Source organism: Aeromonas sp. QDB34 (genome assembly GCF_027705405.1).
GTDB classification, from domain to species: Bacteria; Pseudomonadota; Gammaproteobacteria; order Enterobacterales; family Aeromonadaceae; genus Aeromonas; species Aeromonas hydrophila.
This window is the reverse complement of sequence record NZ_JAPDBT010000001.1, coordinates 559,867-584,860: the sequence shown is the minus strand read 5'-3', so window position 1 is coordinate 584,860 and position 24,994 is coordinate 559,867. Positions and strand designations below refer to the sequence as shown.

Sequence of the window (24,994 nt, the reverse complement as noted above, 5' to 3'; positions counted from 1 at the left end):
TGGTTCGAACTGGAATTCACACAAAGCGCAGGGAATTGGCGGGTTTAGAGGAAAGGGTCAGCCTTCGCCATGACTCTGACAAGGCTCTCCCCAATGTAGCCCCGAAGGCAAGCCATGCTGCCATCGGGGCCATCTTTTGGTGGGGAACTTAGCCGGCTTGCTCCATCACCGGCTGGCGAGTCTTGCCGAGCCGGCGCAGGCGCCGTTGCAGCGGCCGCTCCAGCAGGGTGTAGCTCAGCGACGAGAGTCCGATCAGCACCGCCAGCATCAACATGGTGGCCAACACACCCAGCAAGGGGTTGGTCTGGGCGTACCACCACTCGGTGAGCCCTGGCGCCAGATAGTGGACAAGTTCGCAGCCGGTGAGCAACACCAGGGCGTGCAGCAGGTAGATGGAGTAGGAGAGATCCCCCAGCCAGTTGGTGACGCGGTTATCCAGCAGGCGCAGCAGCGGGCTCTGGCGATCGCCCTGGCAGGTGGCAATCCAGATCAGCAACACGTAGGCGCTGATCAGCAGCAGGGTCAGCTGCGGCGTCATGGTGAACTGCATCAGCGTGAAGGGGAGCAGAAAGGCGAGCAGCAGCGGCAGATCCCGCTGCATCATGGGCCACTGGCGGGCGGCCTTCACCTTCGGCAGCAGCCAGAGGCCGAGCACGAATTCACTCACCCCGCGCCCGATGGCCAGCGCACCGCTGGTGACATCCAGGGTACCCCGGCTGTGCACGATAAAGGCCAGCACCGTCAGGGCCAGCAAGGGGGCGAGGTTGCTCCAGCGGCTGCGGGTGACGGCGAGGGGAATGAGCAATGGGAACAGCAGATAGCTGATCCACTCAACGCTCAGCGACCAGGCGGCGAAGTTCCAGGTCAACCCGTGATCGGTCACCACCTGCAGCAGCAACAGGCTGCTTGGCAGCGCCTCGGCCGGGGTAAAGGGCGAGCCGAAAGGAGGCATTCCTTCCCACTCCCACATCTTGAACAGGGGGCCGGCGTAGAAGCCAATCCCATGATGGGCCTTGTAGAGCTCCCAGCCCACCAGCAGCAGCAGAGTCACCAGATAGAGGGGATAAACCCGGGTCAGCCGCAGCCAGAGGAAGCGGCCATAACCGATAGTGCGGGGCGTGCGGGCGAAGGCCTTCCCGTAGACGTGGGCCAGCACCAGTCCGCTCAAAATAAAGAACAGATCAACCCAGAGGTAGCCGTTCTCGATGAGTTGGGTGTGGCCGGCGATCGATTCCATCCACTGGGGAAAGAGCAGCAAGCGGGCGTGGAACAGCACCACCATCAGGGCAGCGATGCCCCGCAGCGGCGTCAACAGCGGCAATGATTGATTCATGACGGGATCCTTGATGATGTTCAGCTTGGCCTGACATCGATTTTTGTTGTGGTGCCGCTCATCAACCCTGATGAGTCGGCTGCCCCGGCTTGGCGGCCACAGGCGGGATCACCCTACCTAAAAGAGAGCCATACGGGTGTGATTTTCGTCATGAATGCGCATTTATCATCCAAAAACCAGCAAGGGATCAGTGCTGCAGCGAAGGTGAAGAGGGGATCTAGACTAGGGAAGTCATCCATCAGCGTGCGAGGAGCCTCCCGATGAAACTCTATGCCCATCCTTTCTCATCCTACAGCCAGAAGGTGCTGATCGCCCTCTACGAGAATGCCACCCCGTTCGAATACCGGAATCTCGAAGAGCCGGCGGCCAACGCCGAACTTGCCGCCCTCTGGCCACTCAAGCGCTTTCCCGTGCTGCTGGATGACGGTCGCTGCATCCTCGAGAGCAGCACCATCGTCGCCCATCTGCAGGCGCACCACCCGGGCCCCGTCTGCCTGATCCCGCCTGGTGATGCGGGCCTGGAGGTGCATATGCTGGATCGCGTCTTCGATAACTATGTGATGACGCCGATGCAAAAAGTGGTGCTGGATGCGCTGCGCCCGGTCGCGGATCGCGACCGTTATGGCGTAGCGGAGGCCCGCGAGCTGCTCGATCAGATCTACCCCTGGCTCGATCAGCGGCTGGCAGGACGCCACTGGATTGCCGGCGCTGGCTTCACGCTGGCCGATTGCGCCGCCGCCCCCTCGCTCTTCTACGCCGACTGGGCCCACGAGATCCCCGTTGGCTATGGTCGCCTGCGTGCCTATCGCGCCCGGCTGCTTAGCCATCCCTCCATCGTGCGGGTGGTGGAGGAGGCCAGGCCATTTCGGCACTACTTCCCGCTGGGCGCGCCGGCGCGTGATTGAGCGGGATGATTTGTTGCGGGCGGGACATTGCCGCCCCGGACAATGTGCGAGGCGGACAGGGCATGGCGGGATCAACCGCAGGGGAAAACAGCATTATGCGCTCAGGTGAGTGAGTATGCGTTTGTGACTGATATTTTCCCGAGGAATTTTTAATATTGATGCGTAACATTTCATGTTTTTGCATAAAACAAATGCCGGGCATGTCTCTGCTGGCGGGTTGTGTATGCCATGCCAGGGGTGAAAGAGAGATGAGAAGCGGGCTAACGAGGCGGCAATTCCAGATTGAGGATGGCTGCAGTCAGTCGAAGAGGATTGTTGGGGGCACCCATCGCTGCTGGTGGCAGAGTCAGGGTGAGGTTATCTCTTTGGCGGCCGCATAAAAAAAGCCCGCTTTGAGCGCGGGCTTTTTGATGGTTTGCCGGACCCAGTTCTGGCCCGGATCTGGAGCCGGGGAGAAGGGGTGGCCAGCGCTGGTCTGCTCGGCTTAGCGGGCGCGCACCACCAGCCCCTTGAGGTAGAAGCCTTCCGGATAGGCGGTGCCGATGGGGTGATCGGAGGCCTGGGACAAGAGCTCCAGGATCTGGGCGTCGCGGCCGGCATCGAGCGCCGCATCGGCCACTATCTTCTGGAACAGGCTCTGTTCCATCAGGCCGGAGCAGGAGTAGGTCAGCAGCACGCCACCCGGCGCCAGCAGCTGGAACGCCAGCATGTTGATGTCCTTGTAGCCACGACAGGCGCCTAGCAGTTGGGCCTTGCTCTCGGCAAACTTGGGCGGATCCAGCACGATGACGTCGAACTTCTCGCCCTTCTCGCGGTATTCACGCAGCAGCTTGAACACGTCGTGACGGACGAACTGGGTGTTGCTGGTATCCAGCCCGTTCAGTTCGGCGTTCTGGCGGGCGATATCCAGCGCATTCTGGGAAAGATCGACGTTGACCACTTCCTTGGCGCCGCCCTTGAGGGCGTAGACGCCAAAACCACCGGTGTAGCAGAAACAGTTGAGCACCCGCTTGCCTTCGGTGTACTTGGCGGCAGCCTGGCGGTTGTCCCGTTGATCCAGATAGAAACCGGTCTTGTGGCCGTTGCGAATGTCCACCAGGATCTTGACTCCGCCATTCTCCTCGATCACCACCGGCTCGGTCGGGGTCTCGCCATAGATTACGCCGGTGCGCTCTTTCAGCCCTTCCTTCTTGCGTACCGCCACGTCGGAGCGCTCATAGATGCTGCACTCGGGGTAGAGGGTACGCAGCGCTTGGGTGATCAACTCGCGCTGGAACTCGGCCCCGGCGGAGAGAATTTGGCACACCAGAAAATCGGCATAGCGGTCGATGGTCAGACCCGGCAGGCCGTCGGATTCGGCGGCGCAGAGGCGATAGCCGGTGAGGCCCTGACGCTTGATGAGCCCGTCGCGGGACTCCTGGGCGTATTTGAGGCGACGGATGAAGAAGTCGAGATCGACGGTTTCATCTTTGTCGAAGGTCCAGACCCGGGCACGGATCTGGGAGCTGCCGGACCAGGCACCGCGGGCGAGCCACTTGCCATCCTGGGTGTAGATCTCGACGGTATCGCCATCGATGGGGTTGCCCTGTACCCGCTCGATCCCCTTGGAGAAGATCCAGGGGTGGCGACGCAGCAGGGATTTTTCGCGGCCTTTGACGAGATAGATGGAAGCGCTCATGGGGGTTGCCAGATGGTCAAAAGAAAAGGGGCCACATTCTATGTGGCCCGCTGGCAAAACTCAAACAACCTTGGCAATAGCGTCAGGCTCTGGGAGCTTGTTAATCAGATTTTTAGCCCTTTCAATGCCTGTGCCAGCTCGGTGGCGGTGGCCTTGAGGCCGGCGGTGCCGGCCACCGAGGCGCTGGCGGACTCTTCCACCTGGCCCGCTTCGTGGCGCACCTGATCCAGATTGCGGGTGATCTCCTCGGCCACCGAGCTCTGCTGCTCGCTGGAGGTGGCGATCTGGGTGCTCATCTCCAGCACCGCATCGCTGTGGTTGCTGAGTTTGTCGATGTCGAGCCCCACTTCGCTGATCAAGGCCTGGCTGCTGGCGGCGCGACCTACGGTTTTCTCCATGATGTCGTTCAGCGCGCCGGTACCGGCCTGCAGCTCTTCGATCATCTGCTGGATCTCCACCGTGGCCTGCTGGGTGCGGCTGGCGAGGGTGCGTACCTCGTCGGCCACCACCGCGAAGCCGCGACCCTGCTCGCCGGCGCGGGCTGCCTCGATGGCGGCATTGAGGGCCAGCAGGTTGGTCTGCTGGGAGATGGCGTTGATGACATTGACCACTTCGTTGATGCGATTGGCATTGTGGGTCAGCCGTTCCACCGCGCCGGAGGCGTTGCCGATCTCGTCGGCCAGGGTACGGATGGCGGCGATGGTGCGAGATACCCGGGCGGCGCCGTTGGCTGCCTCTTCGCTCGACTGGCGGGTCTGCTGCAGAGTGTCGTTGGCGTTGCGGGCCACTTCGCGGATGGCGGCGGACATCTGCTCCATGGCGGCGGCCAGGGAGTCCATGTGCTGGCGCTGGGAGCGGGCCATGCTCTCACCCTCGCTGGCGTGATCGCGAAACTCGTCGGCGGCCAGGGTGAGCGCCTCGGCGGACTCTTCCACCAGTTGCACTATCTTGTGTTGGCGGTCGGTGAACCTGTCGATGCTGCCTGCCAGAATGGAGAACTCGTCGCGCACCGGGAAGAAGTTGAGGCGAAAGGTGAGATCGCCATCCGCCACGGTCTGCAGCGCCTTGTTGGTGGAGTAGAGCGCACCGGAGACAAAGGTCATCAGGTAGTGGGTGACCAGCGCCAGCAGGGCAGCCAGCACGGCGATGATGGTGAGCGTGGTACCCTGACCATCCCACATGGAGTAGCGGGAGGCATCCAGAGTACCGGTGATGACCCCGGCTTGACCGGCGCTGGCGCCATATCGATAGATGTCGCCCTGCTGGGTTAACCCTGTGTTGCCGGTCGGGCTCAGGGTGAGCTCGGCCGGCAGGGTGAGACCGGCGTGCTGGCTCGATAGCTGGGCGCTCAGTTCGACCCGCTGCTTGAGCTGATCCAGGCGCAGCTGCATCTGTTGCTGGTGACCGTCTGCCAGCAGATACCAGCTGAGAAAGGCGATGAACAGCAGCGGGCACCAGAAGGTGATGAGAAATTTTTCGCTGATCGTGAGGTGAATGAGATAACGGTCAACCCACCGAAACTTTACTTCTTTCATAATGGTATTGCGTCCTGCAAGGGGATGAGAGTGTCGCGCTCATTATCGCCTTGGGGGGAAATTTCTTAAGGGGAAGGTGTGAGAAATGGGAGAGCAATCGTTTGTCGTGCGAGTGTGGGGCCTGGTTCAGGGGGTGGGGTTTCGTTACTTCACCCGGGAGCGGGCGCTGCAACTGGGACTGCGGGGCCACGCCTACAACCTGGAAGATGGCTCGGTGGAGATCCTCATCTGCGGGCCGGAGCAGAGCGTGCAAATGATGCTGGGTTGGCTGGAGCGCGGGCCGCGTACCGCCGAGGTGACCCGGATGGAGTATGAAGCGGCGCCGCCACCCAAGGGGAGCGGCTTTCATACCAATTGAGCGCCTTGCCACGCCAATGACGCCGAACCGCCATGAAAAACGGGAGCCACACAGGCTCCCGTTTGCATTGATGGCACTCTGAGTCAGCCGGCCTGGGCGGCATCGGCGATGGCCTGGGTCTTGGCCAGCACCGCCTGCAGGGCGGGGCGTTTGGCCAGACGATCCCGATAGGCCGCCAGCTTGGGTGGAATGGTCTGCTCGAAGCGGGTGGCCCACATCAGGGTATGGGCCAGCAGCAGATCGGCGATGGTTACCTGCTCACCCAGCAGGTAACCCTGCTCGGGCACCCAGGATTCGGCGATGGCCGCCGCCTTGTCGAACTCCCACTTGGCGGTGGGGAAGATGGCCGGCAGGCGCTGGGCCTCGGGCAGGGCGAAGCGGTGCTTGCCGATGGTCCACAGCGGCTGCTCCAGCTCGCAGGTGATGAAACTGACCCACTGGGCGTGCAGCGCCGAGGCCTGGGTCCCTCTGGCCGGCAGCCAGTTCGGGCCATATACCTCGGCCAGGTACTGCATGATGGCGGCGGATTCGGTCAGCACGAACTCCCCGTCCTTGAGCACCGGCATCTTGCCGCTCGGGTTGAGGGTCAGAAACCAGTCGCTGCGGTTCTCGCCCTTGGCGAAGTCGAGAAACTGGAACTGCCATGCCACGTCCAGCTCTTCCAGTAACCAGGATACGCGCAGGGCCCGGCTGACGGGGGTGCCATATAAGGTGATCATGCTTGCTCCTTGCCTGATGAAGGGGGCCATGGGCCCGAAGTGAATCGCCAGTCTAGGCAAATTACCCAGGTGCAACAAGCACCGAAAGGGTGAAGCGCGCACCACCCAGGGCGGTTAGTGGGGAGAGGAAAGAGGGAAGAGGGAAGAGGGGAAATAAAAAGGGAGGCCGCAGGCCTCCCTTGATTGCTTGATGACCGGGCTGCGTTTACTTGACGCGCATGCCGGGCTGGGCGCCGTCCTGCGGCTCCAGGATCCAGAGATCCTTGCCGCCCGGGCCAGCCGCCAGCACCATGCCTTCAGACATGCCAAAGCGCATCTTGCGCGGGGCCAGGTTGGCCACCATCACGGTCAGTTTGCCTTCCAGATCTTCCGGGTTGTAGGCGGACTTGATGCCGGCAAACACCTGACGGGTCTCACCGCCGATATCCAACTGCAGCTTGAGCAGTTTGTCCGCTTCCGGTACCGCTTCGGCCTTCTTGATCAGCGCTACCCGCAGGTCAATCTTGGCAAAGTCGTCGTAGCTGATGGTCTCGCTGATGGGATCGTCTACCAGCGGGCCGCTCGCTTTCGGTGCCTGCTCCTTGGCCAGATCTTCCTTGGACGCGTCGATCATGGCTTCGATTTTGGCCGGCTCGATACGGGAGAACAGCGCCTTGAACGGGGCAAGCTGATGGTTGGTTAGCGGCTGGGCGACACCGTCCCAGCTGAGGGTTTCCCCCAGGAAGGCTTCGGCACGCTCGGCCAGCAGCGGCATCACCGGCTTCAAGTAGGCCATCAGCACCCGGAACAGGTTGATGCCGACGGAGCAGACCGCCTGCAGCTCGGCGTCAGCGCCTTCCTGCTTGGCGATGACCCAGGGAGCCTTGTCATCCACGTAGCGGTTGGCCTTGTCGGCCAGCGCCATGATCTCGCGGATGGCGCGGCTGAACTCGCGGCTCTCGTAGGCCTCGGCGATGGCAGTGCGGGCGTTGGCGAACTCGGCGTACAGCTCGGGCTCGGCACAGGTTGCCGCTAGCTTGCCGTCGAAACGCTTGGCGATGAAACCGGCGTTGCGGGAAGCGAGGTTGACCAGCTTGTTGACCACGTCGGCGTTGACGCGGGCGACGAAGTCATCGAGGTTCAAGTCCAGATCGTCGATGCGGCTGTTGAGCTTGGCGGCGTAGTAGTAACGCAGGCACTCCGGATCCAGATGGTTGAGATAGGTGGAAGCCTTGATGAAGGTGCCCTTGGACTTGGACATCTTGGCACCGTTGACGGTCACGTAGCCGTGCACATTGACCTTGGTCGGCTTGCGGAAACCGGCGCCTTCCAGCATGGACGGCCAGAACAGGCAGTGGAAGTAGGCGATGTCCTTGCCGATGAAGTGGTAGAGCTCGGCCTCGGAGTCCGCCTTCCAGTAGCTGTCGAAATCGATGTCGCCGCGCTTGTTGCACAGGTTCTTGAACGACGCCATGTAACCGATGGGGGCGTCCAGCCAGACGTAGAAGTACTTGCCCGGGGCGCCGGGAATTTCGAACCCGAAGTAGGGGGCGTCACGGGTGATGTCCCACTGCTGCAGGCCGCTTTCGAACCACTCCTGCATCTTGTTAGCCATCTCCTCCTGGATGGCGCCAGAGCCGCGCACCCACTCTGCCAGCCATTTTTCAAACTGCGGCAGATCGAAGAAGAAGTGTTCGGAGTCCTTCATCACAGGAGTGGCGCCGGAGACGGCGGATTTCGGATCGATCAGCTCGGTCGGGCTGTAGGTGGCGCCGCAGCTGTCGCAGTTGTCGCCATACTGCTCCGGGGACTTGCACTTGGGACAGGTGCCCTTGACGAAGCGGTCCGGCAGGAACATGGACTTTTCCGGATCGAACAGCTGGGAGATGGTGCGGCTCTTGATCTTGCCGCCGGCCTGCAGACGGCCGTAGATCAGCTCCGCCAGCTCGCGGTTCTCGTCGCTGTGGGTGGAGTGATAGTTGTCAAAACTGATGTTGAACCCGGCGAAGTCGGCCTGGTGCTCCTTGGAGACGGCCGCGATCATCTCTTCCGGGGTGATCCCCAGCTGTTGGGCCTTGAGCATGATCGGGGTGCCGTGGGCATCGTCGGCACAGACAAAGTGCACCTGGTGACCGCGCATTCGCTGATAACGAACCCAGATATCGGCCTGGATGTGTTCCAGCATGTGGCCAAGATGGATGGAGCCATTGGCATAGGGAAGGGCGCAGGTTACCAGCATTGTACGAGGATCAGTTGCCATATAGTCGTTCTTGATGTGCTTGTTGGGATGATAGAGTGCCGTGCATGTTACCCGAATTGGGGGTAGCCTGCCTAGGGTTGTGGCTCGTCCGCCCTGCCGGCACACGCTGGTCGACCAGCAGGCAAGCCACTGATTTGTGTGCGGTAACCGTTCACCTCAAGATAAAGACAAGATAATGAGGAGTTAATGGTGATTGATTCAGTAAAACAGATCCTCGCCGAATTTAAGCCAACTGGCTGGGGCAAGGATCTGGTGGCTGCCGGCTTCGTGCGCAGCATCGACAAACAGGGCTCGACGCTGACCATCAAGCTGGTGCTGCCCTTTGCAGGCCACTCCCTGTTTGAGCAGATCAAGCAGGAGTTTGACGCCCGCCTGCGCAGCGCCAGCGGCGCCACCCGTATCGACTGGGTGGGCGAAATCGAGGTGGCCAGCCTGCCGCGAGCGCAAGGACTGGCGGCAGTGCAGGGCATTCGCAACATCATCGTGGTCGCCTCCGGCAAGGGCGGGGTGGGCAAGTCCACCACCGCGGTCAACCTGGCGCTGGCGCTGCAAAAAGAGGGGGCGCGGGTCGCCATTCTGGATGCGGACATCTATGGCCCCTCCATTCCGACCATGACCGGGACCTTGAAGGAGCGCCCCGTCAGCCATGACGGCAAGCTGATGGAGCCGGTGATGGCTTGCGGCCTCAAGAGCAACAGCATCGGTTATCTGGTGGCCGAGCAGGATGCCACCATCTGGCGTGGCCCCATGGCGAGCAAGGCGCTGGCCCAGATCCTCCACGAGACCCGCTGGGGTGAAGTGGACTATCTGGTGGTGGACATGCCGCCGGGTACCGGCGACATCCAGCTGACCCTGGCCCAGCAGGTGCCGACCACGGCGGCGGTGATCGTCACCACGCCGCAGGACGTGGCGCTGGCGGATGCCCGCAAGGGACTGGCCATGTTCAACAAGGTCAGCGTGCCGGTGCTCGGCATCATCGAAAACATGAGTTACCACGTCTGCAGCGCCTGTGGTCATCATGAGCCGCTGTTCGGTACCGGTGGTGGCCAGAAGATGGCGGAACAGTACCAGGTGGCGCTGCTTGGCCAGCTGCCGCTGCACATCGATATTCGCCAACACATGGACGATGGCTGTCCGACCGTGTTCGGCGCCCCGACCGGGGAGCTGGCAGAGGCCTATCTGAAACTGGCTCGTCGGGTGGGAGCTGAACTCTATTTCAGCGGTAAACCGATTGCGACCCCCCTCTATGCCATGGCGCTGGATGAATAATCGGCGGTCGACCGCCTGGGGTGGATTTGAGGGTGGGCATGGCTCACCCTTTTTTATATAATGGATCGGTTTAAACCATCCCCACTGCTCTTCTCTTTAGGTATTTTCAATGTCTGATACTCAACATTCGTGTGTGATCATCGGTATTGCTGGTGCATCCGCTTCCGGCAAGAGTCTTATAGCCCAAACCATCTATGAAGAGCTGGTGGCCGAGCTGGGAGCCGGTCAGATTGGCGTGATCACCGAAGATTGCTACTACCGCGATCAGACCCACCTGACCATGGAAGAGCGGGTCAAAACCAACTATGACCACCCCAACGCACTGGATCACGACCTGCTGGTCCAGCACCTGAGCCAGCTGGTACAAGGTGATGCGGTCAATATTCCCCAATACTCCTATACCGAACATACCCGCATGAGTGAAGTGACCCCGTTCGCACCGCGCCGGGTGATCATTCTGGAAGGGATCCTGCTGCTCACCGACAGCCGCTTGCGGGATCTGATGGATGCCTCCATCTTCATGGATACGCCGCTCGACATCTGCCTGCTGCGCCGTCTGGTGCGTGACGTGCAGGAGCGTGGCCGGACTATGGATTCGGTGCTCAAGCAGTACCAGAAGACGGTTCGCCCCATGTTCCTGCAGTTTATCGAGCCTTCCAAGCAGTACGCGGACGTGATCGTCCCCCGTGGTGGCAAGAACCGCATCGCCATCGATATGCTCAAGGCGCGTATTCGCCACATGTTGATTGGTTGAGAGATATCAAGCCGGGTGATGCCCGGCTTTTTTAAATGAACAATTTGTCAGGAGAGTCGCCCAATGCGTCTTTGTGATACCGATATCGAACGTCATCTGGATGAAGGCAAGATCGTCATTGAGCCCAGACCCGGTATTGAACGGATCAGCGGCGTCAGCGTCGACGTGCTGCTGGGCAACGAGTTTCGGGTGTTTCGCGATCACACCGCCCCCTATATCGATCTGAGCGGCCCCAGCAGCGAAATGGCCGACGCCATCGATCGGGTGATGAGCGATGAAATCCATGTGCCGGATGGCGAAGCCTTCTATCTGCACCCGGGTCAGCTGGCCCTGGCGGTGACCTACGAATCGGTCACCCTGCCGGCCGACATCGTGGGCTGGCTGGATGGCCGCTCGTCCCTGGCCCGCCTCGGGTTGATGGTGCACGTGACCGCGCACCGCATCGATCCGGGCTGGTCCGGTCGCATCGTGCTGGAGTTCTACAACGGCGGTAAGCTGCCGCTGGCGTTGCGCCCCAAGATGAAGATCGGTGCGCTGAACTTCGAGATGCTCTCCGGTGTGGCGGCGCGTCCCTATAACAAACGGGAAAACGCCAAGTACAAGAGCCAGCAAGGGGCGGTTGCCAGTCGCATCAATCAGGACTGAGATCGGATCGACAGTCGAGCCGTCGGCAATGTGTTAAAAGAGGGCGCCGCTGGCGCCCTTCTCCATTTGCTTCGGCAGATTGATGTGGCGAAGAGGGTAGGGCGAGGGAGTGATCTTGCCTGCCATTTGTACAAACAGGGCGATATGGTCGGTCGAAAATTGACGGAGCCGAGGTCGGTGAGAGTGATCTCTGCGGCATACCGATGATGAATTGTTCCCGTTTGGAGACTGTTTTTGTCAGGCAAGGTCTGTTTAATTAATCTGTGAAAAGCCGCATGGTGACTGGCTCTAAGCTATTTACAGACGGAATGCTCTTTTTTTTTCTTACTGAAATATTTCAACAACGGGTATGGCGTTACCAGCCTTCTGGCATAATCCGCCGCAACTCATAAACAGGTTCGTTTTTTATGTTTGAAATGTTTAGTGGTTTGGGTTTGTGGTGGTCAATCGGTTTGGTATTGGCCGTTTTTTTTGTGTTGGCCTATGAATTCATCAACGGCTTTCACGATACCGCCAACGCGGTAGCAACGGTTATCTATACCAAGGCGATGCCGGCACACATGGCAGTAGTGGCCTCCGGTCTGTTCAACTTTGCCGGGGTCATGATGGGTGGTCTGGGGGTGGCTTATGCCATTGTCCACCTGCTGCCCATCGATCTGCTGCTGGGGATGGACTCCACTCAGGGTCTGATCATGGTGTTCTCCCTGCTGTTTTCCGCCATCGTGTGGAATCTGGGTACCTGGTTCTTCGGGATCCCGGCGTCCAGCTCGCATACGCTGATCGGCTCCATTCTGGGGGTAGGCGGCGCCTATGCCTGGATCAGCCATCAACCGCTGCAGGAAGGCATCAACGTCGCGAAAGCCATCGACATCATGCTTTCCCTCATCATCTCTCCCACCGTCGGTTTCATCATCGCCGCACTGCTGCTGTTCGCCATGAAACGCGTCTGGCAGGGCAGCAAGATCCACAAGACCCCGGAAGAGCGTCTGCTGGTGGATGGCAAGAAGCATCCGCCGTTCTGGGCGCGTCTTACTCTGGTGGCGTCTGCCATGGGCGTGAGCTTTGTGCACGGTTCCAACGATGGCCAGAAGGGCATCGGTCTGGTGATGCTGGTGCTGATCTGCATGGCTCCTGCCTATTTCGCACTGGACATGAACAGCCGCTCCTATGATCTGGATCGCACCCAGGATGCCAATCAGCGCATCATGGAGATCTATCAGCGCAACCATGAGCAGGTTTCCAAAGTAGTGAACTTCAGTGTGCCTGCCCAGGCCCAGGAAGAGTTGATGACCCACTGTGCTGCCGATGGTGCCCTGCAGGCCATGGCCACGCTGGACAATCGTCTTGCCCAGGTGCGGACCTATGAAGAGATGGACCTGACCGACCGCCGTGAAGTGCGCCGTCTGCTGCTGTGTATCGACGATACCGCTCGCAAGGTGTCCAAGCTGCCGCTGCCGGCCAAAGAGCTGACAGACCTTGCCAAATGGCGCAAGGATCTGACTGCCACTGCCGAATATGCACCGACCTGGGTCATCGTCTCCATCGCGCTGGCGCTGGGTTGTGGCACCATGGTGGGCTGGCGTCGCATCGTCTACACCGTAGGCGAGAAGATTGGTTCCTCCGGCATGACCTATAGCCAGGGGATCGCCGCCCAGATCACCGCTGCCGCCTCCATCGGCGTGGCCAGCTTGACCGGGATGCCGGTATCGACCACCCACATCCTCTCCTCTGCGGTAGCGGGGACCATGGTGGCCAACAAGTCGGGCCTGCAGAGCCAGACCATCAAGACCATCCTGATGGCCTGGGTACTGACCCTGCCGCTGACCATGCTGCTCTCTGGTGGTCTGTTCCTGATCAGCCATCATCTGTTTAGCTGATAGCAGATACCAAAAGCATGTTGAGAAAGGGCCCTTGTGGCCCTTTTTTCATGGCCTTAAAAACGTGCGTGTGATGTCAGGCTCCTACCCGCCGGGTTTCCAGCCTGACCATCCTTTATATGCCATCAAACTAATTTTTCCATCGAATCAATTACTTCTCTTACCCACTAAGATCATCCCCACCCGTCAACTTGTATTCAAGATAGAGGGCGATGGCCGATTGGGCGTCTTTTGCGGTTTTTCCCCTGCTAGGGTGCAGCGATAGCCATGGAGTTGCTCGGCTAAGGTCGGCGCCTGCTATCTCATGGCACATGACGGCCTAAATTAGCAGATGGGATTAGCTGTGTTGACCGCGGTGGAAGAGGGCTCTTTGCCTACGCCGCTTGGCGGTATGTCTAAATTGCCGAAAGGATGGAAGGTCGAATGGTCAACCGATGCCGGCTGATAGAGGCATACACACTTCAAACCGACTTCGAGATGAGGTCATGCAGTTCAGGCCGTCAAGGATATATACACACTACGCGATATTTGTATCTGTGCCGGCTCTTATCTTATCCAGCCCGCCTAAACCAAGAGCCATACAGTCGCAGCAGCAGGAAGACAAACAAGGAGTGTGGATTGAGCCGCAGCGAGCCAATGGCTGTGGTTATTCAATATGATGAGAGAGACTTGGGGCTCTAAGTGCTAGTAGGTTGGTCGTGGCGTGGTAAAGGGACGGGCAATCGAGACGAGCTGACGGTGCTATGCCGCACCTAAAAAAAGAGCCACACAATGTGTGGCTCTTTTTGTCAGACTAGCGAGTCATCAAGGACGACCGGCCGGGCTGGTTGCAACGTTGACGGCAGCGGTGCTGCCGCCATGGCGACCTGAGCTTGCCACTTCACTGCGCACCAGCGGCGCATGATCAACCGGCTCGCGTACCGGCAGGGCAGGGGCTGCAGCCGGAGTTGCCATCGGAGCAGAGGCCTTGCGGGCACCGGCCAGCAGGCCACCACCGCGTTTGACTTGCTTGGCCACAGGGGCTGCTACGGCAGCGGCTACCGGAGCCTCGTCAGCGATGACAGGCTCAGCGACCGCAGCTGGCTGTTCAACTACCAGAGGGGCAGCCTCGGCTACAACCACTACTGGAGCCGCTTCTTCAACTGCCGGTGCAGCAGGTGCAGCTTCAACCACGGCAGTCTCGATGGCCGGAGCCTCGACAGCAACGGCTTCCGCAATGACCGGGGCAGCAACTTCTGCAACCACTGGCTCGTTTTCTACCGCTACCTGGGCTTCTTCAGCAACTACCGCTTCGGTTACTACTGGCTCTGCGGCCATGACTTCAGCCTGCTCGTGAGCCTCGGCCACAACGGCTTCAGGCACGACATGCTCGGTCAGTGCAGCAGAGGCCTGCAGGGCGGCGGCAACCGCTTCAGCACTTGGGATGGTGATGACAGGAACTGCCGGCTCTTCCACTTTCACCTGGGCGGCATCTGCCTGGGCAGCAGCAGTCAGGGTAGGGGTAGCGCCTTCGGCAGACTGCTCTTCATCTTCACGCTGGCTGCGGGCATCTTCATTGATGCGCTTGCGACGTTGGCCTTCGATACGCTGATTGCGCGGCGTACGACGGGAACGACGCTGGCCTTCAGCCTGCTCATCGTGCTGCTCTACTGCGTCGGAGGCCTCTTCGGCAACAACCGGAGCATCGGCGGGCAGGGCGGCAACGTCGCTGGCCGGGGCATCGACCCGGATCTGCTTGCGCAGTTGACGGCGTTCGCGGCGCTCAGCCACTTTCTGCTCTTTTTCCAGACGCGGCTCGTCGTTGACCATGGTGGTGGTATCGACAGTTTCTACCGCTTCAACGACCACTTCGGCACGAGGTTCACGCGGAGCACGGGGCTCACGAGCCGGGCGCGGGGCGCGGGGTTCGCGTTCCTGACGCGGCTCACGAGCCTCGCGAGGTTCACGTTCCATGCGCTGTTCACGCACTTCGCCACGGGCTTCACGCTCCTGACGCGGCTCACGCTCTTTGCGGGGACGACGGTTGCGGCTTTCACCGCCTTCACGGTTGGCACCCGCTTCCCGCTTCTCTGCGGTATCGGCAGGGCTGCGGTTACCACGGTTGTCATCACGACGACCACGCTGACCACGGCTGCGGGTTTCATCGCGCTGATGACGATGACCCTCATCCTTGCGTGCTTCGCGCTGGGCTGCCGGTTTGTCGGCAGGAGCCTTCACGTCGGCAGGGGCGGTGTCGGAACCGAACAAGCCGGAGATGGCTTTGAACAGTTTGCCAAACAGACCAGCTTCGGGCGCGGCCGGTGCAGCAGCAGGAGCAACGACCGGGGCCGGCGCGGCGGGGGCCGGCTGGGGCGCCTGGACAAAACCTTGCAGCAGCGGTTGTTCGCGCTCGATCACCTGAGCCTGCTTCGGCTGGTAGACCGGCTTGGCAATCTCGGTTTTCAGCTCGTAGCTGGCCGCTTCCGGGATCTCGTTCTGACGGATGCGGGTTACTTCGTAGTGCGGGGTTTCCAGATGCTGGTTTGGAATGATGTAGACACGCACATCATTGCGCTGCTCCAGGCTGGCGATGGAGGCACGCTTCTCGTTGAGCAGATAGGCGGCAACATCGACTGGCACCTGACCGTGAACCTGCTCGGTGTTGTCCTTCATGGCCTCTTCTTCGATGAGACGCAGAATGGACAGCGCCAGTGATTCGTTGTCACGGATCACACCCTGGCCCTGGCAACGAGGGCAGATATGGCTGCTGGACTCGTTGAGGGAGGGACGCAGACGCTGGCGAGACATCTCCAGCAGACCGAAACGGGAGATCCGGCCCAGCTGGATGCGGGCACGGTCCTGATGCACCGCTTCACGCAGACGGTTTTCCACTTCGCGCTGATGACGAACCGGGGTCATGTCGATGAAGTCGATGACGATCAGGCCACCCAGGTCGCGCAGACGCAATTGACGGGCAATTTCGTCGGCCGCTTCCAGGTTGGTTTGCAGCGCCGTCTCTTCGATATCGCCGCCCTTGGTGGCGCGGGAGGAGTTGATATCGATGGAGGTCAGTGCTTCGGTCGGATCGATGACGATGCTGCCGCCGGAGGGCAGACGCACTTCACGCTGGAAGGCCGACTCGATCTGGCTCTCGATCTGGAAGTGGTTGAACAGGGCAACTTCACCCTTGTACAGCTTCACGCGATTGAGGAAATCGGGACGAACCAGCTCGATATGCGCCTTGGCACGCTCGAAGATGACCGGGTTGTCGATCAGGATCTCGCCGACATCGCGACGCAGGTAGTCACGGATGGCACGCACGATGACGTTGCTTTCCTGATGGATCAGCACCGGTGCAGAGCGGCTCTGTGACGCCTTGTGGATGGAATCCCAGTGGTTGAGCAGAACGTTCAGATCCCATTCCAGCTCTTCCGGGGATTTACCCACACCGGCGGTACGCACGATGAGGCCCATGCCGTCCGGCACGGTCAGGCCGCTCAGGGCTTCTTTCAGTTCAGTCCGTTCATCACCTTCGATACGGCGGGAGATGCCGCCGGCGCGAGGATTGTTCGGCATCAGTACCAGGTAGCTGCCGGCCAGACTGATAAAGGTGGTGAGGGCTGCACCCTTGGTGCCACGCTCTTCCTTGTCGATCTGGACGATCACTTCCTGGCCTTCGCGGACCACTTCTTTGATGTTGGGACGACCCTGATAGGAGTAACCGGAGGGGAAGTAATTGCGGGCGATTTCCTTTAACGGCAGGAAACCGTGGCGCTCGGCGCCATAGTCGACAAAAGCAGCTTCAAGACTGGGTTCTACGCGGGTGATTTTGCCCTTGTAAATGTTCGCTTTTTTCTGCTCGTGTCCCGGACTTTCAATATCCAGATCGTAGAGCTGTTGTCCGTCAACCAGCGCTACGCGCAACTCTTCTTCCTGAGTCGCGTTGATTAGCATTCTTTTCATTGAGTTCTCGTTATTTTGTCATTTTGATTTCCTCCACAGGATCCTGCCGGCGCCGGCCTCGGGTCTTCAGCATACTGGGGCAACCTCCCGGTTGGGGTATGCATGAGGCGCAAACTAAGGGCACTCTGGTCCGGCCTTCTCGAGAAGGCATGAAAAGGATACCGGTGTGGAGACAAATTAGCGGTTCTGTTTGCGTTCTCCATGCGCTGTACCTCGCACCCGGGAACCGTCATGTTCTTGTATACACGGTGTTTCGGGATTGGGTGGCATAAATTTTGGCCACTTAGTACAAGGCTTGAACACAATGACAAAACCTTGTTTATTATCCCATTTAAACCACTTTTATAGCAAGGCGCCATTTTTCAACAAAGCATGCAGCCAAGGGCCGCCGGCAGTGTTAAAATCCGCGCCATGACACAGATACATCAACAAGTGCAGCTGCTCACCATCGAAGCTGAGCATGAAGGGCAGCGCATCGACAATTTTCTCAAGACTCAGCTAAAGGGCGTCCCCAAGAGCCTGATCTATCGCATCCTTCGCAAAGGGGAAGTGCGCGTCAACAAAAAGCGCATCAAACCGGAATACAAACTCTGCACTGGCGACGAGGTACGGGTCCCCCCCGTGCGGGTTGCCGAAAAGAACGAATTGCCCTCGGCCAATCTCGGCAGCATCCAGCGTCTGGAGAGCCAGATCCTGTTTGAAGATGACGCCATGATCGTGCTGAACAAGCCGTCCGGCATGGCGGTACACGGCGGCAGCGGCCTGAGCTTTGGCGTGATTGAAGGGCTGCGCGCCCTGCGCCCGGAAGCCCGTTTCCTCGAACTGGTGCATCGGCTCGATCGCGACACCTCCGGCGTACTGCTGGTTGCCAAGAAGCGCAGCGCCCTGCGCAGCCTGCATGAGCAGCTGCGGGTCAAGACCATGCGCAAGCAGTACCTGGCGTTGGTGCGTGGCCAGTGGCAGCCTCACGTCAAGGTGGTCAATGCGCCGCTGCGCAAGAATGACCTGCAATCCGGCGAGCGGGTAGTGCGGGTCAGCAGCGATGGCAAACCCTCCGAAACGCGTTTCCGGATTGCCCGTCAGTTTGCCGAGGCCACCCTGGTGGAGTGCAGCCCGATCACCGGTCGTACCCACCAGATCCGGGTGCATACTCAGCATGCGGGTCACCCCATCGCCTGTGATGACAAGTATGGAGAAGCCGCATTTGACGATAAAATGCGCAGCCAGGGGCTGAAACGACTGTTTTTGCATGCCTGGAAGCTGAGCTTCATCCATCCGGCCGATGGCCGCGAGATGCAGGTGGAAGCCCCGCTGGCCCCCGAACTCGACGACGTCCTGAACAAGTTAGCTCGCTGATGCAGACCATCCGGCTCGCCATCTTCGACTGGGACGGTACCCTGATGGACTCGGTGGGCCGGATTGTTGCCTGTGTGGCGCACGCGGCTGGCGATTGCGGCGAGCTCGTGCCCACCGCCGTCGAGACGCACCAGATCATCGGTCTCAGTCTGGAGGTCGGTATCCCCCGGCTGTTTTCCCTGGAGCAGGGGAGTGAACGAGCCAACGCCCTGATCGCCCGTTATCGCCACCATTACGTGCATGACAGTACACCTAGCCCGTTGTTTGCTGGGGCAAGGGAGCTGCTGCAGCATTGGCATGAACAAGGGGTGGCCCTGGCGGTCGCCACCGGCAAGTCCCGGCGTGGATTGGACCGGGTATTGGATGAAACCGGGTTGCGGCCGCTCTTTGCCGCCACACGTGGGGCGGACGAGGCCAACTCCAAGCCCGATCCCCTGATGTTGACGCAAATTCTGGATGAGCTGGGCATTGCCCCGCACCAGGCGGTGATGATCGGCGATTCCATCCACGACATGGCGATGGCCGAGGCGCTGGCCATGCCACGGATCGGGGTGAGCTGGGGCGTGCACGACCGTGCGCGCTTGCTGGCCCATCATCCGCTGGCGGTGGTCGATACCATGGCGGAGCTTCAGCGATTGCTGAGTTAGCCTTGCGATATGACCGATGAATAAACGAAAAACGGGAGCCTTGGCTCCCGTTTTTCATGGCTGGCATGCAGCTCCCATCAGGGCAGGGCGATACCGTGGCAGCCCAGCAGCTCGATCAGGCCGATCAGCGGCAGGCCGATCAGCGCATTGAGATCGCGCCCTTCCAAGGCCTTGAACAGCACGATCCCCATGCCTTCACACTTGAAGCTGCCCGCACAGTCGAGGGGCTGTTCAGCCGCTACATAGCGGCGAATGGCCGCCTCATCCAGCTGGCGAAAATGAACGGTGAAGGGTTCTATCAGCTGTTCGGCGCGGCCAGACGCGGCGTCCAGCACGCACAGGCCGGTATAAAAGGTGACGCTGCGCCCCTGGGCCGCCATCAGCTGGGCCACCGCTCGCTCGACCGTTCCCGGCTTGCCCAGGATCCGACCATCACAGACGCACACCTGATCCGAGCCGATGATCAGCCCCTGATCATGCTGATCGGCGATGGCACGGGCCTTGGCATGGGCAAGGCGAGCCACCAGCGTCTGTGCATCTTCACCGGGCAGCACGGATTCATCGACAATTGGCGCGGCACACTCAAAGGGGAGGCCCAGCTTTTCCAGCAGGGCTTTGCGGTAACGGGAGGTGGAGGCAAGGATCAGGGGGCGCGACATGGCAATCAGGTATCCAGGTTCAGAAACGGGCAGGTGTGGATGGTATCGCCCCCGTGCGGCGAGGGCAAATATCGCCGCCATTCTCTTTTCCAGCATGTCGAGATTGGAAAACACCGCTATCGGCTTATTCATCCGGCCTGACGCTATAGTGCCCCGTCGATGCTACCCATTCGCTGAGGAGTCACCATGGGCCGTTACATGCTCTGCTGTTTTTTGATGATCACGCTCTACCCGGTGGGGATCGATCTCTATCTGGTGGCGTTGCCCAACATAGGCGCCAGCCTTCAGGCCAGCGAGGCTCAGCTGCACACCGCGTTTTCCCTCTATCTGCTCGGCATGGCCGCGACCGTCCCGCTGGCCGGCCTGCTGGCGGATCGCCACGGCCGCAGGCCGGTGATCCTGAGCGGGGCCGGCTTGTTTATGCTGGCGTCGCTACTGGCCGGCAGCGCCGACGACACTGCGCAGTTTCTGCTGGCACGGGTGTGCCAGGGGGCAGGGGCTGGCGCGCTCTACATCATGACCTTCACCGTGCTGCGAGACGTGTTGCCACCGGCCCGGCTGGCGGCCGTGCTGTCGGCAATCAATGGGGTCATCTGCGTGATCCCCGTGCTGGCGCCGCTGCTCGGCTATCTCATCCTGACCGGCTTCCCATGGCCTGCCATCTTTCAGGCCATGGCGCTGCTCGGCGGCGTGGTGCTGCTGATCAACCTGCTGGTGCTGAAAGAGAGCCTGCCGGCGCACCCTGAGCCATCCTCGAGTGCGTCAGCAGCCCGCTTTGCCTTCTTGCGAGTGCCGCAGTTCCTCTGGATGTGTGGGTTGAGCAGTGCCGGCATGACCTGCATTCTGACCTACGTCAGCACTTCGCCCATGATCCTGATGACCCAGAAGGGGCTGGCAACCGCAGAGTATGCCCGCATCATGATGATCATGGCGATGATCAGCATGATCACCTCCTTCTTCGCCCCCTTGTTGCTGCGTCGGCTTCACAAGCACAACTTGCTTGCACTGGCCCACGGTGGATTGGGGTTGGCGCTGCTGCTGATCCTGGCCTCTCATCTTGAGAGCTCCTGGGGCCTGTGGCTGCTGCTGGCGGGCTTTGCCTTCACTTGCATCGGTTTTTCCGCGAGCTTCGGCATCGCCATGGGCGAGGCGCTGGCCAGTTGCCGTCATCAGATAGCCCTTGCCAGCGCCACCCTCTGTCTTGCCCAGATAACCGTGAGCGCCGGCTATATCTGGCTGATGGGGTGGCTTGGCTGTGCACCCAGCACGCTGCTTGCCTGTGCCCTGCTCGGCACCGTGTTACTCTATCTGCTCTTTCGCGCCCTGGGGCCGGTCTTCGACAGCCCCGCCCACGGCGCCCCGGTCATGGAGAATCCCTGAGCATGCGTCCCTTGATCGACCTCGATCTCAATTTGTTGGTGGTATTTCGGCTGTTGCTGCAAGAGCGCAGTGTCACCAAGGCTGCCAAGAAACTCAATGTCACGGCACCCACCGTCAGCAAGGCGCTGGCGCGGCTGCGCGACTGGTTCGACGACCCGCTGTTCCTTCGCACTCAGCGGGGGCTGGAGCCTACCAATCTGTCGCTCACCCTGGAGGAAGAGCTCAAGGAGTGGTTCCAGCTATCGGGCAACATCGCCTCCCTCTGCGGCAATGCCATCCCGGCGGGGGCCGCGTTCAGGCTGGTGCTGGAATCGCCCTTTTACATCAGCTTTCTCAATGATCTACCCATGGTGATTTATGAAACCTATCGCAAATCGACCATCCGGATCATGAACTGGGACCATCACTCCCTCAACGACATCATCAATGGCGATGCCGATCTCGGCTTCTGTGCGAGGGAAACCCACCCCAGCTCGCTGGCCCGGGTCAATCGGCTGCCCTATTACATCGATCACGAGGTGTTGTTCGAAGACAGGCCCATGGTGTTTTTGCGCAAGGATCACCCGCTGCTGCCCCGCACCTGGAACCTCGACAACTTTCTCGCCTATCCCCATGTCAGCGTGGTGTGGGAGGCGAGCGATGCCTGGGCGCTCGACAGCCTGCTGGATGATGAGGGGCTCAGCCGGCAGGTGCCGATCCGGGTCTCCAGCTTCGAGCAGGCGCTGCATATCGCAGCCCAGTCTGACCACGAACTGATCGCGGTGGTGCCCTCCTATTGCGCCAGCTATGCCCGCCAGCACCACAACAATCTGATCTCCTTGCCGCTGCCGCTGGATGAAGCCCTTTATCGGCAACTCGACATCGCCTTCATCCTGCTCTGGCACAAGCGCAACAACCACAACACCAAGGTGCTGTGGCTGCGCGACGAGATCAAACGACTCTACCACCAGCATATCGGGGCAACGGGCGCGGGTTAACCCTGGTCAGCACCTCGCAGGGCCAGAAAAACGGCTATAAGCATAGGAATGGGCAAGGCGGGGTCATGGATGATGAGAGTCGGGATATGGCTGTTATGGTTGCTCTGCGTGCCGGCTTGGGCACAGGGCTGGCACCTGCAGGCGGGGGAGGCGGGCATATTGCTGTGGAGCCGGGCTCATCCTCCCGGCGCCTTTCTGGCTTTGCGCCTGGAGATGAACGTGGCCGCTCCGCCGTCGGCGCTGCTGGCCGTACTGCGTGATACTGCCCGCCATCAGGAGTGGCTGCCCCAGAGCCTGGAGGTAAGGGTGCTGGCCAAACCGGCGCCCGATGAAGATCTGGTCTATACCCGGCTCTCTGCGCCCTGGCCAGTGCAGGAGCGGGAGCTTATCACCCACTCCCGCCTGCAACGCCTGCCAAATTGTGCTCTGGTGCTGACGGTATGGGCCGCCCCTGATGCTCTGCCGCCTTATCCCGGTCGGGTGCGGATCCGCACCAGTGAAGGACGCTGGGAGGCGGTGCCGCAACTCAACGGCACTACCCTGATACGCCTCGAAACCTATACCAACCCGGGTGACAACCTTCCTGGCTGGCTTATCAACCCTATTGCCGCCCAGGCGGCGCTGGACAGTTTTCGGGCCATTCGTCGCCTGATGGAGGCCATCCCGCCCGAACCTTGCGCTTGTCCCCATATGCGGCAGGGGCGCCAAGTCGGGCTGTGCGGCAACCATCCATGAACCCCGTGGGGGCAGGGGAGTGGTTGAGTCACCTGCGCTGTGAAATGCTGCTGTCAAGGAGTGAGCCGGATCCCCACCGTCAGCACAAATGCGGCCAGGATCCGGTGTTGGATCCGTTGGTTTATGGCATAATCAGCCACCGGTGAGCACAAGTTCCGCCATGTGCGGGGGTTGTGAGGTTAAAATCATCGGCGGTAAGGACTTTTTCCTTTGACTATCAGTTGTTGGACCTATAATATTCGCGCCCTATGCAAAAGGTGAAGTTGCCCGTAAAGGTTGATCCAGTCCGTAGTGCCTCGAAGCTGCTCGATTATGTCGGGATAGTGGAAAAGTCGCAGATGCCCAGGCTGGAGGAATCAACCGCAGGCTTGCAGAGTGATATCGATGTATCGCTGCACTTTGGCAAAGATGTCCAGAAGTTGACCGTTATGAAAGGCACTGCCCATGCCAAGGTTGACCTGGTTTGCCAGCGTTGTGGAGAAACATTCGAGCATCTCTGTGAAGCTGAATTTATCTACACTCCGCTGTTCGAGAGAACAAACGAGGAAGAACTGCCGGAAGCTTATGAGCCCATTGAGTTGGACGAAAACGGCGAGATTGATCTTCATCAAATCCTGGAGGATGAACTCATCCTCTCGTTGCCGCAGGTGGCCATGCATCCCATGGATGCTTGCCCGCGCGGTAACATGGAGATGACCTGGGGTGAAATCGAACCTGCTGATGAGCGGCCGAATCCCTTTGCAGTTCTTGAAGAGCTTAAACGTAAGTGAATTTAGGAGTTAGCCTACAATGGCCGTACAACAGAACCGTAAAACCCGTGCCAAGCGTGGCATGCGTCGTTCCCACGATGCGCTGACCACCGCTGCCCTGACTGTTGATCAGACCAGTGGCGAAATTCATCGTCGTCACCACGTGACTGCCGATGGTTTCTACCGCGGTAAAAAGGTAATCGCTTAAGGATTGCCTTTGTCTACGCAAACTGTCGCGCTAGACATCATGGGGGGAGATATTGGCCCCTCGGAAACAGTGCCTGCCGCCGTGCAGGCACTGTCTCTTTTACCCCAGTTAAAACTGATCCTGGTTGGTGACCAACACCAGACCACCCTTCTTTTGCAGCAACATGGCTTGCTGAATCACCCCCGCGTTCGTTTCGTGCATGCATCCCAGGTGGTTGGCATGGGCGACAAACCTATCGTGGCGCTGCGCACCCTGAAAGACTCCTCCATGCGGGTCGTCCTCAATCTGGTGAAAGCTGGCGAGGCCGATGCCTGCGTCAGCGCCGGCAATACCGGTGCGCTGATGGCCATGGCCAAGTGCGTGCTCAAATCCCTGCCCGGGGTCGACCGACCCGCCCTCATCAAGGCGCTGCCCACTCTTTCCGGCAAACGTACCGTGATGCTGGATCTTGGCGCCAACGTCAGCTGCGATGCCGATACCCTGCTGCAATTTGCGGTGATGGGGGCCGTGGTGGCTGAAAAGGTGGAGGGCATTGCCACTCCCAGGGTGGCCCTGCTCAACGTGGGGGAGGAGGAGATTAAGGGCAACGATCTGGTGCGCCACAGTGCCGAGTTGCTGCGCCAGTGCCAGGCGCTCAACTTCGTCGGTTTTGTCGAAGGGGACCGGATCTTCAGCGGCGAGTGCGACGTGATCGTCTGCGACGGTTTTGTCGGCAACGTGGCCCTCAAGACGGCGGAAGGGGTCGTGCGGATGATGGCCCAACTGGCCGGATATCCCCGCAAAAAACGCAGTTTTCTTGGTCGTATTGCCGGATTTATGTTCAAACGGCGTTTTTCTTACCTGAACCCCGACCAGTATAACGGTGCAAGTCTGTTAGGATTGCGCGGCATTGTGGTAAAAAGCCACGGGCGGGCCGAACGGCGCGCCCTGTGTAACGCGATCCTGCTGGCCACGCAAGAGGCCAAGCATCAACTTCCATTGCAAATAGCAGATCGCCTTGAATCTGTCTTTTCCGACAGGGATCTATAA

At 60.1% G+C, this 24,994-nt stretch carries 21 protein-coding genes; 14 read left to right on the top strand and 7 right to left on the bottom strand.

The genetic code is table 11. The features are described from left to right. Window positions 1–148: 148 nt before the first annotated feature. On the bottom strand, window positions 149–1,333 hold the full coding sequence (locus tag OKC29_RS02635; RefSeq protein WP_073350332.1) for an acyltransferase family protein: 1,185 nt from the start codon (window positions 1,331–1,333) through the stop codon (window positions 149–151). A 260-nt stretch (window positions 1,334–1,593) separates the two neighbouring features. On the opposite strand from OKC29_RS02635, the gene OKC29_RS02630 reads away from it, so the two are divergent. Beyond that, window positions 1,594–2,238, top strand: coding sequence for a glutathione S-transferase family protein (locus tag OKC29_RS02630; protein ID WP_073350330.1), 645 nt, complete (start codon window positions 1,594–1,596; stop codon window positions 2,236–2,238). 484 nt (window positions 2,239–2,722) lie between these two features. On the opposite strand, the gene OKC29_RS02625 is transcribed toward OKC29_RS02630, so the two are convergent. Together OKC29_RS02625 and OKC29_RS02620 are read right to left on the bottom strand one after the other, a co-directional pair. Then, window positions 2,723–3,916 carry a class I SAM-dependent methyltransferase gene (locus OKC29_RS02625; RefSeq protein ID WP_029300865.1) on the bottom strand — a complete coding sequence of 398 codons (1,194 nt, stop codon included), beginning with the start codon at window positions 3,914–3,916 and terminating at the stop codon, window positions 2,723–2,725. A 104-nt stretch (window positions 3,917–4,020) separates the two neighbouring features. Continuing rightward, complete coding sequence (locus OKC29_RS02620; protein ID WP_049049569.1) at window positions 4,021–5,451, bottom strand: methyl-accepting chemotaxis protein; 1,431 nt, start codon at window positions 5,449–5,451, stop codon at window positions 4,021–4,023. Between the two features lie 85 nt (window positions 5,452–5,536). Between OKC29_RS02620 and OKC29_RS02615 the strand changes: the two genes are divergently transcribed. Next, window positions 5,537–5,809, top strand: coding sequence for an acylphosphatase (locus tag OKC29_RS02615; RefSeq protein WP_016350729.1), 273 nt, complete (start codon window positions 5,537–5,539; stop codon window positions 5,807–5,809). 83 nt (window positions 5,810–5,892) lie between these two features. On the opposite strand, the gene OKC29_RS02610 is transcribed toward OKC29_RS02615, so the two are convergent. After that, complete coding sequence (locus OKC29_RS02610; protein ID WP_010633965.1) at window positions 5,893–6,528, bottom strand: glutathione S-transferase family protein; 636 nt, start codon at window positions 6,526–6,528, stop codon at window positions 5,893–5,895. Between the two features lie 205 nt (window positions 6,529–6,733). Next, window positions 6,734–8,767: a methionine--tRNA ligase gene (gene metG / locus OKC29_RS02605; protein ID WP_049049572.1), complete on the bottom strand. Its 2,034-nt coding sequence runs from the start codon at window positions 8,765–8,767 to the stop codon at window positions 6,734–6,736. 186 nt (window positions 8,768–8,953) lie between these two features. On the opposite strand from metG, the gene apbC reads away from it, so the two are divergent. From apbC to OKC29_RS02585, 4 genes are all read left to right on the top strand, one after another. Then, the gene (gene apbC / locus OKC29_RS02600; RefSeq protein ID WP_182859869.1) at window positions 8,954–10,036 is read left to right on the top strand and encodes an iron-sulfur cluster carrier protein ApbC; all 1,083 of its coding nucleotides are present in this window, start codon (window positions 8,954–8,956) and stop codon (window positions 10,034–10,036) included. Between the two features lie 109 nt (window positions 10,037–10,145). Continuing rightward, a complete protein-coding gene (gene udk / locus OKC29_RS02595; protein ID WP_011706091.1) occupies window positions 10,146–10,790 on the top strand; it encodes a uridine kinase in 645 nt (214 codons plus the stop codon). Between the two features lie 63 nt (window positions 10,791–10,853). Next, window positions 10,854–11,435 carry a dCTP deaminase gene (gene dcd / locus OKC29_RS02590; RefSeq protein ID WP_011706092.1) on the top strand — a complete coding sequence of 194 codons (582 nt, stop codon included), beginning with the start codon at window positions 10,854–10,856 and terminating at the stop codon, window positions 11,433–11,435. A 407-nt stretch (window positions 11,436–11,842) separates the two neighbouring features. After that, a complete protein-coding gene (locus OKC29_RS02585; protein ID WP_011706094.1) occupies window positions 11,843–13,312 on the top strand; it encodes an inorganic phosphate transporter in 1,470 nt (489 codons plus the stop codon). Between the two features lie 804 nt (window positions 13,313–14,116). Here OKC29_RS02585 and rne read toward each other — a convergent pair. Continuing rightward, the gene (rne, locus tag OKC29_RS02580; protein WP_182859870.1) at window positions 14,117–17,254 is read right to left on the bottom strand and encodes a ribonuclease E; all 3,138 of its coding nucleotides are present in this window, start codon (window positions 17,252–17,254) and stop codon (window positions 14,117–14,119) included. 411 nt (window positions 17,255–17,665) lie between these two features. Here rne and rluC point away from each other — a divergent pair, with 411 nt between their 5' ends. Both rluC and OKC29_RS02570 read left to right on the top strand, forming a co-directional pair. Further along, window positions 17,666–18,610, top strand: a complete 945-nt coding sequence (gene rluC / locus OKC29_RS02575; protein ID WP_232091002.1) for a 23S rRNA pseudouridine(955/2504/2580) synthase RluC — start codon at window positions 17,666–17,668, stop codon at window positions 18,608–18,610. Then, a complete protein-coding gene (locus OKC29_RS02570) occupies window positions 18,610–19,257 on the top strand; it encodes an HAD family hydrolase (RefSeq protein ID WP_182859872.1) in 648 nt (215 codons plus the stop codon). Before rluC ends, OKC29_RS02570 begins: the two co-directional genes overlap by 1 nt. A 77-nt stretch (window positions 19,258–19,334) precedes the next feature. Here OKC29_RS02570 and OKC29_RS02565 read toward each other — a convergent pair whose 3' ends face one another. Continuing rightward, entirely contained in the window at window positions 19,335–19,916 is a 582-nt protein-coding gene (locus OKC29_RS02565; RefSeq protein WP_182859873.1) for a Maf family protein, read from the bottom strand. A gap of 186 nt (window positions 19,917–20,102) precedes the next feature. On the opposite strand from OKC29_RS02565, the gene OKC29_RS02560 reads away from it, so the two are divergent. From OKC29_RS02560 to plsX, 6 genes are all read left to right on the top strand, one after another. After that, window positions 20,103–21,296: an MdtL family multidrug efflux MFS transporter gene (locus OKC29_RS02560; RefSeq protein WP_182859874.1), complete on the top strand. Its 1,194-nt coding sequence runs from the start codon at window positions 20,103–20,105 to the stop codon at window positions 21,294–21,296. Between the two features lie 2 nt (window positions 21,297–21,298). Beyond that, entirely contained in the window at window positions 21,299–22,273 is a 975-nt protein-coding gene (gene yidZ, locus OKC29_RS02555) for an HTH-type transcriptional regulator YidZ (RefSeq protein WP_182859875.1), read from the top strand. A 69-nt stretch (window positions 22,274–22,342) separates the two neighbouring features. After that, window positions 22,343–23,008: an START domain-containing protein gene (locus tag OKC29_RS02550; protein ID WP_182859876.1), complete on the top strand. Its 666-nt coding sequence runs from the start codon at window positions 22,343–22,345 to the stop codon at window positions 23,006–23,008. A gap of 248 nt (window positions 23,009–23,256) precedes the next feature. Then, window positions 23,257–23,778, top strand: a complete 522-nt coding sequence (gene yceD / locus OKC29_RS02545; protein WP_182859877.1) for a 23S rRNA accumulation protein YceD — start codon at window positions 23,257–23,259, stop codon at window positions 23,776–23,778. 19 nt (window positions 23,779–23,797) lie between these two features. Next, on the top strand, window positions 23,798–23,965 hold the full coding sequence (gene rpmF, locus OKC29_RS02540) for a 50S ribosomal protein L32 (RefSeq protein WP_005300935.1): 168 nt from the start codon (window positions 23,798–23,800) through the stop codon (window positions 23,963–23,965). A 9-nt stretch (window positions 23,966–23,974) separates the two neighbouring features. After that, the gene (gene plsX, locus OKC29_RS02535; RefSeq protein ID WP_182859878.1) at window positions 23,975–24,994 is read left to right on the top strand and encodes a phosphate acyltransferase PlsX; all 1,020 of its coding nucleotides are present in this window, start codon (window positions 23,975–23,977) and stop codon (window positions 24,992–24,994) included.